The sequence below is a fragment of the Streptomyces bacillaris genome (assembly GCF_003268675.1).
GTDB lineage: Bacteria > Actinomycetota > Actinomycetes > Streptomycetales > Streptomycetaceae > Streptomyces > Streptomyces bacillaris.
The window spans coordinates 962,908-977,285 of the sequence record NZ_CP029378.1; the positions used below are offsets into that span (position 1 = coordinate 962,908).

Consider the following 14,378-nt stretch of genomic DNA (forward strand, 5'->3'; position numbering starts at 1 on the left):
GCGGGGGCGCGCGTCCACGGCCCGGGGCGGACTCGATGCGGGTGACCAGCGATCGAAGGGCCTCGTTGTGCACGTGCACAGAGCCGGTACCGGACGGGCTCCCGCCCCGCGCGACCGGTGGCATCCTCATCGGTCACCGGGAGACCGGCCCCGGTGGCCGCCTCCGCGGCGGTGTCCCGCCGGCTGCCCCGGCGGCGGGCGCGGGGCGCCGGTCACGCTGGTCCGGCGGGCGGAGGCGGGGATGCGGAGGGAGACGGGGGCCGGAGGCCCGCACACCGGAAGCGCCAGGGACTCGTACTCCGGGAGCGCCGGGGGCCCGGGGGCTGAGGGCCTGGGCGCGCGGGAGACCTTGGAGCCGGACGACGTGGCGCGGGACGACCGGTGGACGGCGGCCCTGGTGGCGGGCGCGCCGGAGGTCTCCGTGCGGCTGCTCGCGGAGGTGTTCGGCCCGCTGCTGGCCCTGGCCCCGGCGGAACGGGCGCTGCTGGTGGGGACGTTGGACGCGTGGCTGGAGTGCGGGGGTTCGGTGGGGCGGGCGGCGGTACGGCTGCGGTGTCACCGGAACACGGTGTTCAACCGGCTGCGCCGCCTGGAACGGCTGACCTCACGGTCGTTGTCGCACCCGTGCGAGCTGGTGGAGACGGTGCTCGCGCTGGAGGCGCTGAGGTGGTCGGCGGGGCGGGGGTGAGCCGTCGGGGCCTTGCGTCGGGTGTCCTCCCGCCCGCCTCCGTACCGGCGGCGGGCGGGAGGACACGGAAAAGGGCCGGGCGTACGTCCCCGTACGACCGGCCCGTTCCGTCGTCGGCTGCCGTCAGCTCAGGAAGTCCCGGGCGATCGACTCGGCCGCGCGCTCCAGCAGCGGTCCGGCCTGGGCCATCGAGACGGCCGGGTCCGGTTCCAGGTCGGCCAGGGCGTAGGCGCGGGCGATGCCCGCCCGTTCCAGGGCCTCGGGCTCCAGGGCGAGGCGGCCGCAGACGGCGATGACCTCGATCCCGGCCTCCCGGGCGGCCGCCGCGACGCCCGCCGGGGCCTTGCCGTGGAGGGTCTGCTCGTCGAGCGAGCCCTCGCCGGTGATGACCAGCGTGGCGCGGGCGAGCGCGGGGGCGAAGCCCAGCACGTCGAGCATGACCTCGATGCCGGGGCGGAAGCGGGCGCCGAGGGCGACGAGCGCCCCGTAGCCGATGCCGCCGGCCGCACCGGCGCCCGGCAGGGCGGCCTTCTCCGGCCCCAGGATCGAGGCGTAGTGCGCCAGGGCCGCGTCGAGGACCGCGATGTCCTCCTCGCTCGCGCCCTTCTGCCGCCCGTAGACCTCGGGCGCCCCCTTGGGCCCGGTCAGCGGGTTGTCCACATCGCTGGCCAGGATCAGGTCGACGTCCTTCAGGCGCGGGTCGAGCCCGGAGAGATCGGCCTCGGCCAGCGCGGCCAGTCCCCCGCCGCCGGGGCCGACGGGCTTGCCGTCCGCGTCCAGGAAGCGGGCCCCGAGCGCGGCGAGCATGCCCGCGCCGCCGTCCGTGGTGGCGCTGCCGCCGACCCCGAACACGATGGTCGTCGCCCCGGCGTCCAGCGCGGCCGCCAGCAGCTCGCCCGAGCCGTACGTGGTGGCCGTGAGCGGGGCGAACACCCCGTCGGGCAGGTGCTGGAGGCCCGAGGCCTCGGCCATCTCCACCACGGCGGTGGAGCCGCGCAGCGCGTACGCCGCCGTCACCGGGTCCCCGACGGGCCCGGTCACCCGCGCCTCGCGGCGCTCGAACCCGGCGGCCACCGCCGCCGCGACCGTGCCGTCGCCGCCGTCCGCGACGGGGAGGGTCTCCACCTCCAGGCCGGGGACGACTCGCCGCAGCCCGGCCGTCACCCGCTCCGCGACCTGTACGGCCGTGAGCGAGCCCTTGAACTTGTCCGCCGCGACGAGCACGCGGGCGGTCTCCACATCTGCTCCGTCCGTCACCTTGCATCCCTTGCTTTCGAACAGGCAGTCGCGCCGCCCCGACCCTATCCGCACACCCCCTGATCTGCCATGGGCGTCCACAACCGCCTCCGACCGCCCCCGGGCCCCCACTACGCTGGCGGCCGTGACCACCACTGATGCCGCCGCCTACGCCACGTACATCGCCGGGCTCCCCCGGGTCCTCGCCGGGGCCGCCTGCCTCTTCCGTGACGCGGAGGGCCGGGCGCTGCTCGTCGAGCCGAACTACCGCGAGGGCTGGGCGCTGCCCGGCGGAACGGTCGAGTCCGAGACGGGCGAGGGCCCCCGGCAGGCCGCCCGCCGCGAGACGGCGGAGGAGATCGGGCTCGATCTGGCGCCGGGCCGGCTGCTCGCCGTGGACTGGGTGCGCGGCCCGGGACGGCCGCCGATCGTGGCGTACGTGTACGACGGCGGGGTGCTCACACCGGAGCAGTTCGCGGCGATCCGGCTCCAGGAGGCGGAGTTGCTCTCCTGGAAGCTGGTGGCCCCGGCCGAGCTGGGCACCCATCTGCTGGGCTCGCTCGGACACCGGGTGCGGGCGGCGCTGGAGGTGCTGGCGTCCGGCGGCGGAACGGTGGAGCTGGAGGACGGCCGGCCGGTCGCGTAGTCCGCGCGCTGTCAGGGAGCTTCGGCGTCAGCCCTGCTGGGCCTCGGGCTTGATCTCCACGTCCCGCGCCGACTCCTCGCGCTCGGCGACCCGCGCCTCGGTGCGGTGGCCGCGCGCGATGTAGTCGCGCACCACCAACTCCACCGCGTCCTGCGGGTTTCCGACGCCCGCGAGCACCATGACTTCGACGACGAGTTCGGCGTCCAGACTGACACTCACCTTGGCCATGGCCGGATCCTACACCGGCGAAACCCGCTCGTGGGAGGCGTACCCGCTCCGTACTCTCGCCGTATGACCCTTGTCGCGATCCTCAGCGGTGCAGGCATCTCCACGGACTCCGGCATCCCCGACTACCGGGGGCCGAACGGGGTGTGGCGGAAGGACCCGGAGGCCGAGAAGCTCGTCACGTACGACTTCTACATGGCCGACCCGGAGATCCGCCGCCGCTCCTGGCTGCTGCGCCGCTCCACCCACGCCGCGGACCCCGAGCCGAACGCGGCCCACCGGGCGGTGGTGGAGCTGGAGCGGTCCGGCACCCCGGTCCGGGTGATCACGCAGAACGTCGACGGGCTCCACCAGCTGGCCGGGCTGCCCGACCGCAAGGTCCTCGAACTCCACGGCACCGCACGCCGGGTGGTCTGTACGCGCTGCCACGCCCGGTCCTCGATGGCCGAGGCCCTGGCGCGGGTGGACGCGGGCGAGCCGGATCCTGCGTGCACGGTCTGCGGCGGGGTCCTGAAGGCGGCGACGGTGATGTTCGGTGAGCGGCTGGACCCGCGGGTGCTGGCGGACGCGATGACGATCGCCAAGGCGTGCGAGGTCTTCGTGGCGGTCGGCTCGACGCTCCAGGTGCAGCCCGCCGCCTCGCTCGCCGGGATCGCGGCCGAGCACGGGGCGCGGCTGATCGTGGTGAACGCGGAGCCGACCCCGTACGACGCGCTCGCCGAGGAGGTCGTCCGGGAGCCGATCGGGACCGCCCTGCCGAGGCTGCTGCGTGCGCTGGGCGGTGCCCGGGCCTGAGATCCCGCCCTTTTACGGGGTCTCCAGCCCCGCCCGGACCCGGCGCGAGGGCTGGAACACGTACAGGTCGAGGATGTCGGGGGCGTCCGCGATCCCCGGGCCGCCGGCCGTTGCCCAGGTGATCACGTCCTGCTCGGCGTGCTCGTCGTTGACCAGGCCGAGCCAGACCGGGCGGCCGCCCGCGCGGCGGCCCTCGGCGGACGGCTGGACGACGATCACGTTGCCCTGTTCGCAGGCGTCCAGGCACTCCACGGCCCGTACGGTGGCGGTGCCCTCCAGGCCGGAGCGGAGGCGGGCGAGCTGGGCGGCGTGGTCGACGCCCGGGATCTTCTCCGTGCCGCAGCAGCAGCCCCGGCAGACGCTCACGGTGGGCCGGGCGGCGCCCTGGGCGGGCACGTCCTTGCGGGGGCGGCGGCTCATGCGCGTACTTCCGGTCGGCGGAGTGGTGGACGGCGAGGGGCCAGCAGGTCCCGTCAGGACCATCGACGCTGGTCAGCGTGGTCACCGCGACTCTACCCAGGCTCCGCCGGTTCGAACATCCGCACCCCTCCCCTGCCCGATGGGTCCGCCCGGCGGGGTCCGGCCGGTGAGGTAGTCTTGGTGGCTGCGAAGGGGAGTAGCCCCGCAAACCGGTCGTCGACACACTGGAGCCCTCGGGTTCCCGGTGACCGGGCTCGTGAGACCCGGACAGGGTTTCTCGCGGGTGGGCGAGACCTTCGGTCCTGTATGACACGTCCACGTCCTCCGTGGGCGCCCCCGTCATGCCGGGCCGAGTGGTCCTCCGAAAAGCCCGCACGGCACTTCGCGAAGATCCGGGGCCCGGCTCGCACAGAAAGCCACCCGGAATGCACCTCGACCCCCTGGCGATCATCACCGCCTTCGGGCTGATCTTCCTCGCGGAGCTCCCCGACAAGACGATGTTCGCGTCGCTGGCCATGGGCACGCGGATGCGCCCGCTCTACGTGTGGTTCGGCACGTCGTCCGCGTTCATCGTGCATGTCGCCATCGCCGTCGGCGCGGGCAGCCTGATCGGGCTGCTGCCCGACTGGACCGTCAAGCTCGTCTCGGCCTCGCTCTTCGCGTTCGGCGCGTTCATCCTGCTGCGGGGCAGCGGCGGGGACGACGATGACGACACCGAGGTGAAGACCGTGACCGGCTTCTGGCCGGTCTACTCGACCGCGTTCATGGCCGTCTTCATCAGCGAGTGGGGCGACCTGACCCAGATCACCACCGCCAACCTGGCCGCCTCCAACGGCACCTGGTCCACCGCGATCGGTTCGGCCGCCGCCCTGATGTCCGTCTCCGCACTGGCGCTGCTCGCGGGGAAGTTCATCGCCAGCCGCGTGCCGCTGAAGACCGTGCAGCGCATCGGCGGGATCTGCATGCTGGGGCTCGCGATCTGGACGGCCGTGGAGATCTTCACCGGCTGAGATGGGCGCTCACGGGCGGGAAGGGGCGTACCGGGCCGGTGCGCCCCTTCCCGCGTCCGGAGTTCAGAACAGCGCCTGCACCCCGTCCTCCCGTACGCCCCCGCTCTCGAACGCCAGCAGCCGCTGCTTGCGGTCCAGGCCGCCGCCGTAGCCGGTGAGGCTGCCGGATGCCCCGATCACCCGGTGGCACGGGACGATGATGGAGACCGGGTTCTTGCCGTTGGCCAGGCCGACCGCCCGGGAGGCGGCCGGTTTGCCGAGTTCCTCGGCCAGTTCGCCGTACGTACGCGTCTCCCCGTACGGGATCTTCAGCAGCTCCGCCCAGACGCTCCGCTGGAACGGGGTGCCGTGCAGGGCGAGCGGCACGTCGAAGGTGGTGAGGTCGCCCGCGAAGTACGCCGCGAGCTGGCGGATGACCTCCGGGAAGGGTTCCGGGTCGGGGGTGCCGAAGGTCTCCTCGGACGGGCGGTGGCGCTGGTCGGTCATGTAGAGGGCCGAGAGGACGCCGTCGGTGGCGACGAGCGTCAGCGGGCCGTAGGGGCTGTCGACGACCGTGTGCTGCTTCGCAGTCATGGCGGGCTTCCTCCGTCAGGCGGGCAGGTGGTTGATGGGGTGGTCGTCCACGGTCCAGAGGTACTGGACGGCGTACGCGCGCCAGGGGCGCCAGTCGGCGGCCCGGGCGGTGAGGGCGGCGGGGGTGGCCGGTAGGCCGAGGCGTTCGGCGGCCCGGCGGATGCCGAGGTCGGTGGGGAGGAAGGCGTCGGGGTCGCCCAGGGCCCGCATGGCAACGGACTCCACGGTCCAGGGGCCGAAGCCGGGGAGTGCGGAGAGTTCGGCGCGGGCCCGGGCCCAGTCCGTGTCGTGGTCCAGGCGTAGTGCGCCCCCGGCGAGGGCGGCGACCAGGGTGGTGAGCGTGGTGCGGCGGGTCCGGGGCAGGGCCAGCTTCTCCGGGTCCAGCCCGGCCAGCGCCTCGGGGGCCGGGAAGAGATGGGTGAGCCCGCCCTCGGGGTCGTCGACCTCCACCCCGTGGGCGGTGACCAGGCGGGCCGCGTGGGTGCGGGCGGCGGCGGTGGAGACCTGCTGGCCGAGCACCGCGCGTACGGCGAACTCGGCGCCGTCCACCGTACGCGGCACCCGGCGGCCGGGTCCCGCGTCGACCAACGGGGCCAGCAGCGGGTCGGTGCGCAGCCGGTCGTCGACGGCGACCGGGTCCGCGTCCAGGTCCAGGAGCCAGCGGCACCGGCTGATCGCCTGCGTGAGGTCGCGGGGGTCGGTGAGGGAGAGCCGGGCCGCGATGTGGCCGGGCTGCGGGGTGAGGGCGACGGTGCCGTGGCCGTACGGGAGGGTGAGCGTGCGGCGGTAGGCGCCGTCCCGCCACTCCTCGACGCCGGGGACGGCCGTCGCGGCGAGGTGGCCGAAGAGGTTGCCGGGGGTGAGCGGGGTGCGGTACGGGAGGCGGAGCGCGATCACGCCGGGGGTGGCGGGGGCCAGGGGGCCGCGGGCGGCCCGGGTGCGGAGTTCGCCGGGGGTGAGGGCGAAGACCTCGCGGACGGTCTCGTTGAAGGTCCGCACGGAGGAGAACCCGGCGGCGAACGCCACCTCGGCCAGCGGCAGGGCGGTGGTCTCGATGAGGAGCCGGGCGGTCTGGGCCCGTTGGGCGCGGGCCAGGGCCAGCGGTCCGGCGCCGAGTTCGGCCAGGAGCTGGCGCTCGATCTGGCGGGCGGAGTAGCCGAGGCGGGCGGCGAGACCGGGGACGCCCTCGCGGTCGACGACACCGTCCTGGATGAGCCGCATGGCGCGGGCCACCGAGTCGGCGCGGGCGTTCCACTCGGGGGAACCGGGGCTGGTGTCGGGGCGGCACCGCTTGCAGGCCCGGAAGCCGGCCTGCTGGCAGGCGGCGGCGCTGGGGTAGAAGGTCATGTTGCGGGCCTTGGGCGGCACGACGGGGCAGCTGGGGCGGCAGTAGATCCGGGTGGTGAGGACCGCGGTGAAGAACCAGCCGTCGAAGCGGGCGTCCTTGGACTGGACGGCCCGCACGCAAGCCTCGGTGTCGGTGTGCATGGCTCCAGGATGGGCCACCGGTCAGGGGGCTGGCTGGCGGAAATCCGACACGCACGTCGGGCCGCGGGTCCCGGAGCCTTCGGGGTTCCGGAGCCCTCGGAGTCCCGGGGCTCAGCCGCGCATCGCGAGGACCTCCTCGAACTCCACGTACGCGTGCGCGTCGAAGAGCACGAACCGCACCTCCTCCACCGGCGCCACCGTCTCCGCGAGCACCGTGCGCACCGCGATCCGCGCCCCGTCGTCCATCGGCCAACCGTAGATGCCCGTCGAGATCGCCGGGAACGCCACGCTCCTGGCCCCCAACTCGGCTGCCAGGGCCAGTGATTCGCGGTAGCAGGAGGCGAGCAGCGCGGAGCGGTCCTGGGCGCCGGAGAAGACCGGGCCGACCGTGTGGATCACCCAGCGGGCGGCCAGCCGGCCGGCGGTGGTGGCGACGGCCCGGCCGGTGGCGAGGCCCTTGCCGTACTGCGAGGCGCGCAGCTCCCGGCAGGCCGCGAGGATCTCGGGGCCCCCGCGCCGGTGGATGGCGCCGTCGACCCCGCCGCCGCCGAGGAGCGAGGAGTTGGCGGCGTTGACGATGACGTCGACGGACTGGTCGGTGATGTCCCCGCGGACCAGGCGGACCGCGGGGGTGACGGAGGTGCTCATGCGGACATCATGCCGCGCCCCGCGCCCCCGCGCCGCACGGTCCGGGCGGACCGGCCCGTGCGGGCGTCACCGGGCGGTGACGCGCGCGCCCCGCTCCCGTACGACCGGACGCCCGAGAGGCAGAACGTGCCGGTCCATCACCGTTCGGCGTGGTGGTGTCGACGGTGAACACGTCGACGTGGATACGTCGATGCGCACACGTCGACGGTGGTTGCGGAGGGAGGGGCGCGTCCGTGTCCCCAGACGATGGGTCCACCGGCGGCCGGCTCTCCGTCTCCGCGCTCCGCGCCCGGCGCCGGGCGCGGCGGGAGCAGCTCGCCCGGTTGCGGGACAACGAGTCGACGCTGCTGGACCGGTTGTACGGAACGGAGTTCGAGGGGTACTCCTTCCCCCCGCCACGCGACGTGGACGAGCGTACGGCCGTCGCCTGTATGCGGTTCGCGCTGCGCCACGGGCGGGAGTTGTTCCTCGCGGGGGCGGAGACGCGGGCGATCGAGTCGGCGATCGTGGCGGTCACCGCGCGCTGGGGGATGGACCACATGACGGTCGACGTCACCGCGCGGACCGTCCAGGCGCAGTACGCGCCTCCGGGCGAACGGCCGCTGACGATGATGATGGAGACAGGGTCGGAGGACAGCCGCGATCTGCGGCAGCTGGACGATCTGAGCGCGCTGACCCATCGGGTGCTGGACGAGGGGCTGCGGCCGCTGGACGCCGACCGCGAGCTGACCCGCATCATCTCGCTGAAGGGGTACTGGCCGTGGTGGACCAAGGTGCTGGGCGGGGCGCTGCTGGCGGCGATGCTCTGTGTGCTGGCGTCGGGGACGCCGAAGGCGGCGGTCGTCGCGCCGGTGGTGTTCCTGGTGGGCAACCGGTTCGGCTGGGCGCTCTCCACGAGCGGGCTGCCCTCGTTCTACGTGACCGGGCTCCAGACCGCCGCGGTGATCGGGCTGACGATGGTCCTGGCGGACGCGCACGCGCTGACCGGGGGTGAGGCGGCGAGTGTGGCGGCGGCCAACATGGTGCTGCTGCTGCCGATCCTGTCGGTGGTGAGCTTCGCGGAGGACTCGATCTCGGGGTTCCGGGCGATGGCGGCCGGGCGGCTGATCACCGTGGGGATGTTCCTGGCGGCGATGGTCGGCGGGGTCTCCCTGGTCGGGTTCCTGCTGCGGGACGCCGATGCGGACGCCCGCAACACGGCGTTCCGCGCCCTGCCGTTGGTGCTGTCCCTGGTGACCTCGGCGGTCGGGGCGCTCGGCAACGCCGTTTTCATGGGCGGTCCGCCCCGGCTGCTGCCGTGGGCGATGGGGGCGGGGATGCTGGCCGGGCTGGTCAACGGCCTCCTGCACCAGGAGCTGGGCCTGGCGACCCCGCTGGCGGTGCTGGGGGCGGCGGCGGTGCTCGGTGCGGCGGCGGGGGCCGTGGCGCCGGTGCTGCGGATCCCGTCGCGCTCCCTGGTGGTGCCCGGTATCGCGGGCGCGCTGCTGCCGGGGCCGGACGTCTACCGCAGCCTGCTCCAGTACGGGCTGCAGGTGCCGGGGGCGGGCGGTTACGCGGTGCTGGCGTTCGTCACCACGGCGGCCATCGGCGTGGGCACCGTGCTGGGCAACCACCTCGGCGGGGCGGCGCAGCGGCGCTGGGCCCCGGCCTCGCGCGGTTCGTCGGCCGCGCGCCCCGGGTGATCGGGGCGAGGACGACGCGGACCCCGCGCGGCCCGGGGGTTCAGTGCGTGGCGCGCAGGTGCCGCCATACGGCCTTGGCGGCGTGGTGGCCGGACATGCCGTGCACCCCGGGGCCGGGCGGGGTGGCCGAGGAGCAGAGGAAGACCGCCGGGTGGGCGGTGGCGTACGGGACACGGGCGAGCTTGGGACGGATCAGGGTCTGGAGGCCGGAGAAGGCCCCGCACGCGATGTCGCCGCCGACGTAATTGGCGTTGCGCTCGGCCAGTTGGGGCGGGCCGGAGAGGGCGCGGGCGAGCACCAGGTCACGGAAGCCGGGGGCGAAGCGCTCCAGTTGGCGCTCGATGACGTCCGTGGCGTCGCCCTCCCACCCGGCCGGGACGTGCCCGTACACCCAGAAGACCTGGCGTCCTTCGGGGGCCCGCGAGGGGTCGGTGAGGCTGGGCTGGGCGGTGATGAGGAAGGGGACGCTGGGGTCGCGGCCCTCCACCGCGGCGGTGAGCGCGGCGTCGATGGCGGTGGCGGTGGGGCCGATGTGGACGGTGCCCGCGCGGCGGGCGGCCTCGGCGGTCCAGGGGACGGGGCCGGAGAGCGCGTAGTCGATCTTGAAGGCGGAGGCGCCGTAGCGGTAGTGGCTGTAGGCGGAGCCGAGTCCGGCGATGCGGGCGAGGGCGGAGGGCGAGGTGTCGAAGATGTAGGCGCGGGCGGGCGGGAGTTCGTCGAGCCGCTTGACCTCGCTGCCGGTGCGGATGGTGCCGCCCTGTTCGCGGAGGTAGGAGGCGAGGGCGTCCGCGATGGCCTGGGAGCCGCCGCGCGGGACGGGCCAGCCGTTCTCGTGGGCGGCGAGCGCGAAGACGAGGGCGATGGCCGAGGTGGCGAAGCCGCTGGTGGGCGCTATGGCGTGGGCGGCGAGCCCGGCGAAGAGGCCGCGGGCCTTCTCGCCCCGGAAGCGCCGGGCGACCCAGGTGGCGGGCTGGAGGCCGAGCAGCCCGAAGCGGGCCAGCCGGTACGGGTCGTGGGGCAGGCCGAGCCAGGGGGTGCGCAGGAAGTCGGCGGCCAGGGTGTCCCAGCGGCCGAGGAAGGGGGCGAGAAGGCGGCGGTAGGCCCCGGCGTCGGCGGGCCCGAGCGTCATGGCGCTCTCGCCGACGGACCGGGTGAGGGCGGCGGCGGTGCCGTCGGGGAAGGGGTGGGCGAGGTCGACCTCGGGGTGCAGCCACTCCAGGCCGTGCCGGTCCAGGGGCATGGCCCGGAAGGCGGGCGAGCCGATGCCGAGCGGATGCACGGCGGAGCAGGGGTCGTGCCGGAACCCCGGCAGCGTCAGCTCCTCGGTGCGGGCGCCGCCGCCGATGGTGTCGTGGGCCTCGTGGACCTCCACGGCGAAGCCCCTGCGGGCCAGTTCGGCCGCGGCGGTCAGCCCGTTGGGCCCGGCCCCCACGACGACCGCGTCGAGCATCGGCACCTTGGGACTCCTTCGTCGGCCTGCAGGCGGAGCCCCAGGATATTCGGGCGCACCGACAGCGGGTGCGCACGGGTGCCCGGACGCCTTCCCCGGGACCGCTCCGACGGCGGGCGGGGCTGCCGGGGCCCGGACCAACCGGGTGCGGACGGGGGCGAGCCTGCCCGGGTACGGACGGGTGCGGACGGGTGCGAGCCCATCGGGTGCGGACGGGGCATGGCCCCAGCCGTCGTCCCCGCCGCCCCGTCAGCCGCCCGCGCGCAGTGCGGCCAGGACGCGCTGGACGGTGGGCTCGTCGCGGCCCGCCGTGAACGGCAGGTCGTTGCCGCCCGCGATCCGGAACGGGGCGCCGGACAGGGTCGACTGGGCGCCGCCCGCCTCGGTGACCAGGAGCAGTCCGGCCGCGTGGTCCCAGGCGTACTCCCAGTTGAAGGCGGTGGCGTCCTGGGCGCCACGGGCGACGGCGAGGTATTCGAGCCCGGCCGAGCCGCAGGGGCGGGCCGCGATGCCCTCGGTGCGCAGGCCGAGCAGGGCCCGCTTCTGGTCCTCGGTGGTGTAGTCGGGGTGCGACATGGCCACGTTCAGCACGGCGCCGGGGGCGGGTGCGCCGGAGCGTATCGGCGTGCCGTTCAGGGTGGCGCCCCGGCCGCGTACGGCGACGGCCATCTCGCCCAGGACCGGTGCGTAGGTCCAGGAGGCGTGGACCTCGCCGTGGTGGGCGAGGGCGACCAGGGTGCAGAACCCGGCCTCGCCGCGGACGAACTGGCGGGTGCCGTCGACCGGGTCGACGATCCAGACGGGGGCGTCGCCGCCGAGCGCGTCGTAGAGCCCGGGGTCCGCGTGGACGGACTCCTCGCCGACGACGACCGAGCCGGGCAGCAGCTTGGTGAGGGCGGCGGTGAGGTGTTCCTCGGCGAGCCGGTCCGCGGCGGTGACCAGGTCGTGCGGGCCGCTCTTCTCGATGATCTCGTGGGCGGCGAGCTTCCGGTGGCGGGGCAGGATCTCGGCCGCCGCGGCGGCGCGTACGGCCGCCTCGACCTCGGCCGTCGGTCCGGTGTGCCCGGCGGTCCCGTACAGGAAGTCATCGATCATGGCTCCAGCTAAGCACGCACCCCCGGTGCCCCGGCCCCCGGGGTGAACCGGACATCTCCGGCGCACGGTCGGATGCCCGACAGAGCCCGCAAAATACGACCAGGAACAAATGCTGCGTCAATTCCCTCCGCATATTCCTGGCACCGGCGAAATCCGCAGCGTGACAAGTGGAGGACCTCCGGTTAGTGTGGGCCTGGATTCGGGGCCGTAGCTCGCGCAATGGTCCACCCCGCACGGCCCGAGCGGCCGTCAGGCTGGAACGCGCAACCAGGGGGGAAACCGTGCCGCAGCCAGCTGACCTCTCGGGGTTACAGCACCACGGCAGCGCCGACGCGGCCCTGCGGACTTCCCGACCGCGCCACCGCGATCCGGGCCGGTACCGACCGCCGTGCGGTCGTGCACCCAGCCCGGGCCCACTGTTCCCACGGATGTCACAGAGTCTTAACGTGCGCACCGATACCTGGCATCAGAGGGCCGCGACAGTGGAACCGACCACGGAACGGAAGCGTCCAGAACAAGTAATCCCATTCCCACAGGGATTATCGCAGGGGGTATCCGTGCGGCAGTAGTGCCTGCCGCACGGAAAATGCATGACGCTTGAATATACGGCGGCGACCGGACAGTAATGCCGTCACGCGTCGAAAGGTGTGCGACTCCGCTTTCCGTCTTCCCGGCCCCACACCGGGAGTGGAATCCGCCCGGCGGGGAAGGCGCGCCCCGACCACGCGATTCACCATATTCACAACATGCCGAACAGTACTGCGGTGTCGGCCGCCGCCGTTGGAGCACGAGGGGTTCTGGTATGGCAGAGAAGGGGAGATGCGGACTGCTGGTCCTGCACTCGTCACCTTTGATACGCAAGGCGATTCTCGACCTGTTCCGGGGCGATCCGGGCGTCACCGTCCTGGGCGGGTCCCCGCACCCGACCGCCCTCGGCAGCCTCCCCGGGCGCCGGCCGGACGTCGCGTTGGTGGAGTACGAGCAGTGGCAGGGGGTGCGCGGCAACCTGGCGCACTGGAGCGGCACCCGGGTCATCCTCTACAGCAGGGACAACACCCCGCGCAGCGTGGTGGACTGCATCCGGGGCGGGGCCGCCGGGTTCGTGCACGAGTCGTGTCCGCCGGAGTCCATCGTCAAGGGGCTGCACGACGTGCTGAGCGGGCGCAGCTTCTGGCATCTGGGGGCCGACGAGCCCGAGCGCACACCCGTCGCGCCGCGTGCCGACGCGGGCGGGCAGTGGAAGCTGAGCGGGCGCGAGGAGGAGATTCTCGGCCTGCTGCTCCGCCGCCGCTCCAACGAGGAGATCGCCCAGGAACTCTGCCTCACCCAGCAGACCGTGAAGAACTACGCGAGCCGGGTCTTCCACAAGGTGGGCGTGTCCGGGCGCAAGGAGCTGTTCCGGATGCTGAGGCCCTGCGGATGACCGAGGCCCTGCGGATGAACCGTGCGACGCGGGAGGAGACGGTGGCCGGAATGGCGGAAAGTCCTTTGCTGGTGGAGCGTGAGGGGCGGGTGGTCACCCTCACCCTGGACCGGCCACATCGCCGCAATGCGATGTCCACCGCGATGTTGGAGCAACTTGCCAATCAATTAAGGCAGTTGACGGATCCTGGCAAGGAGTCGCCGGGGGCGCTGGTGGTCACCGGGGCCGGTGGGACCTTCTCCAGCGGCGCGGACACCCGGGAGCCCGACTGGCGGGATCTGTCGCGCCGGGCGGTGCGGCGGGGCCATTTCCGCACCGTGTTCGCGGCGTTGCACGAGGCACCCTTCCCCGTGGTGGCGGCCGTGGAGGGGTACGCGCTGGGCGGCGGGCTCGAACTGGCCCTGGCCTGCGACCTGGTGGTGGCCGGCGAGGGGGCGCTCTTCGGCCTTCCGGAGCTGGGCGTGGGGGCCGTGCCGGGCGGCGGGGCGGTCCACTCGCTGGTGCGGCGGGCGGGGCGCGGGGTGGCCGCGCGGATGCTGCTGATCCCCGGCGAGCGGGTGCGGGCGGACGAGCTGGCCCGGCTGGGCGCGGTGGAGCGTACGGTTCCGGACGGCGGGGCGCTCACCGAGGCCCGGGCGCTGGCGACGGCGGTGGCGGAGGGCGATCCGGCGCTGCTGGCGGCGGGGGTGCGGCTGCTGCGGGACTCCGGCCACCTGGACCGCACGGCGGCGCTCGGCGTGGAGAACGGCTACTGGTGGCAGGCCGCCTCCGCCGCGAGCCGGGGCCCCTCCGCACCCACGGACCAGGGGACTTCACACCCCGGCGACCGGGGCGTTTCGGGCCACGGGAGGTGAGCGGTTCGTTGCAGCAGGTGAGCTGCTGCCGCTAGGGTTGTTGATCAGATTCAGTAATCAGTGAACATGCACGCAGGGAACATGCTGGGCGCGCCGTACGGCAGACGCCGGCGCAGAGGAGAGAGAGCAGAAGAGACGTGACCCC

At 74.1% G+C, this 14,378-nt stretch carries 15 protein-coding genes; 7 read left to right on the forward strand and 8 right to left on the reverse strand.

Annotated elements, in window-relative coordinates; all coding sequences use genetic code 11:
* Positions 1-241 precede the first annotated feature (241 nt).
* Positions 242-688 (forward strand): helix-turn-helix domain-containing protein, encoded by a 447-nt coding sequence (locus DJ476_RS04010; RefSeq protein WP_318294334.1) that lies wholly within the window; start codon positions 242-244, stop codon positions 686-688.
* Positions 689-811: 123 nt separating this feature from the next.
* Here the strand turns inward: DJ476_RS04010 and DJ476_RS04015 are convergent, their stop codons facing one another.
* Entirely contained in the window at positions 812-1,927 is a 1,116-nt protein-coding gene (locus DJ476_RS04015; protein ID WP_112489851.1) for a glycerate kinase, read from the reverse strand.
* Positions 1,928-2,069: 142 nt separating this feature from the next.
* Here DJ476_RS04015 and DJ476_RS04020 point away from each other — a divergent pair, with 142 nt between their 5' ends.
* Positions 2,070-2,570 carry an NUDIX domain-containing protein gene (locus DJ476_RS04020; protein WP_112489852.1) on the forward strand — a complete coding sequence of 167 codons (501 nt, stop codon included), beginning with the start codon at positions 2,070-2,072 and terminating at the stop codon, positions 2,568-2,570.
* A gap of 27 nt (positions 2,571-2,597) precedes the next feature.
* Here DJ476_RS04020 and DJ476_RS04025 read toward each other — a convergent pair whose 3' ends face one another.
* Complete coding sequence (locus DJ476_RS04025; protein WP_019761406.1) at positions 2,598-2,798, reverse strand: hypothetical protein; 201 nt, start codon at positions 2,796-2,798, stop codon at positions 2,598-2,600.
* A gap of 63 nt (positions 2,799-2,861) precedes the next feature.
* Here DJ476_RS04025 and DJ476_RS04030 point away from each other — a divergent pair, with 63 nt between their 5' ends.
* Positions 2,862-3,590 carry an SIR2 family NAD-dependent protein deacylase gene (locus tag DJ476_RS04030; RefSeq protein ID WP_112489853.1) on the forward strand — a complete coding sequence of 243 codons (729 nt, stop codon included), beginning with the start codon at positions 2,862-2,864 and terminating at the stop codon, positions 3,588-3,590.
* 12 nt (positions 3,591-3,602) lie between these two features.
* On the opposite strand, the gene DJ476_RS04035 is transcribed toward DJ476_RS04030, so the two are convergent.
* Positions 3,603-4,010 (reverse strand): (2Fe-2S) ferredoxin domain-containing protein, encoded by a 408-nt coding sequence (locus DJ476_RS04035; protein ID WP_053558544.1) that lies wholly within the window; start codon positions 4,008-4,010, stop codon positions 3,603-3,605.
* A gap of 425 nt (positions 4,011-4,435) precedes the next feature.
* On the opposite strand from DJ476_RS04035, the gene DJ476_RS04040 reads away from it, so the two are divergent.
* Positions 4,436-5,020 (forward strand): TMEM165/GDT1 family protein, encoded by a 585-nt coding sequence (locus tag DJ476_RS04040; protein WP_053558545.1) that lies wholly within the window; start codon positions 4,436-4,438, stop codon positions 5,018-5,020.
* A 63-nt stretch (positions 5,021-5,083) separates the two neighbouring features.
* Here the strand turns inward: DJ476_RS04040 and DJ476_RS04045 are convergent, their stop codons facing one another.
* From DJ476_RS04045 to DJ476_RS04055, 3 genes are all read right to left on the reverse strand, one after another.
* The gene (locus DJ476_RS04045; RefSeq protein WP_103419236.1) at positions 5,084-5,593 is read right to left on the reverse strand and encodes a methylated-DNA--[protein]-cysteine S-methyltransferase; all 510 of its coding nucleotides are present in this window, start codon (positions 5,591-5,593) and stop codon (positions 5,084-5,086) included.
* Between the two features lie 15 nt (positions 5,594-5,608).
* Positions 5,609-7,081: an AlkA N-terminal domain-containing protein gene (locus DJ476_RS04050; protein WP_103419235.1), complete on the reverse strand. Its 1,473-nt coding sequence runs from the start codon at positions 7,079-7,081 to the stop codon at positions 5,609-5,611.
* A 111-nt stretch (positions 7,082-7,192) separates the two neighbouring features.
* On the reverse strand, positions 7,193-7,729 hold the full coding sequence (locus DJ476_RS04055; RefSeq protein ID WP_019761413.1) for an O-acetyl-ADP-ribose deacetylase: 537 nt from the start codon (positions 7,727-7,729) through the stop codon (positions 7,193-7,195).
* Between the two features lie 233 nt (positions 7,730-7,962).
* Between DJ476_RS04055 and DJ476_RS04060 the strand changes: the two genes are divergently transcribed.
* The gene (locus DJ476_RS04060; protein ID WP_112489854.1) at positions 7,963-9,411 is read left to right on the forward strand and encodes a threonine/serine exporter family protein; all 1,449 of its coding nucleotides are present in this window, start codon (positions 7,963-7,965) and stop codon (positions 9,409-9,411) included.
* A 40-nt stretch (positions 9,412-9,451) separates the two neighbouring features.
* Here the strand turns inward: DJ476_RS04060 and DJ476_RS04065 are convergent, their stop codons facing one another.
* Entirely contained in the window at positions 9,452-10,861 is a 1,410-nt protein-coding gene (locus DJ476_RS04065; RefSeq protein ID WP_381244376.1) for a phytoene desaturase family protein, read from the reverse strand.
* A 249-nt stretch (positions 10,862-11,110) separates the two neighbouring features.
* Positions 11,111-11,956 (reverse strand): inositol monophosphatase family protein, encoded by an 846-nt coding sequence (locus tag DJ476_RS04070; protein ID WP_103419232.1) that lies wholly within the window; start codon positions 11,954-11,956, stop codon positions 11,111-11,113.
* An 802-nt stretch (positions 11,957-12,758) separates the two neighbouring features.
* Between DJ476_RS04070 and DJ476_RS04075 the strand changes: the two genes are divergently transcribed.
* Both DJ476_RS04075 and DJ476_RS04080 read left to right on the forward strand, forming a co-directional pair.
* Positions 12,759-13,379: a response regulator transcription factor gene (locus tag DJ476_RS04075; protein ID WP_070201027.1), complete on the forward strand. Its 621-nt coding sequence runs from the start codon at positions 12,759-12,761 to the stop codon at positions 13,377-13,379.
* Positions 13,376-14,233 carry an enoyl-CoA hydratase/isomerase family protein gene (locus DJ476_RS04080; protein ID WP_318294338.1) on the forward strand — a complete coding sequence of 286 codons (858 nt, stop codon included), beginning with the start codon at positions 13,376-13,378 and terminating at the stop codon, positions 14,231-14,233. Before DJ476_RS04075 ends, DJ476_RS04080 begins: the two co-directional genes overlap by 4 nt.
* Positions 14,234-14,378: the final 145 nt, after the last annotated feature.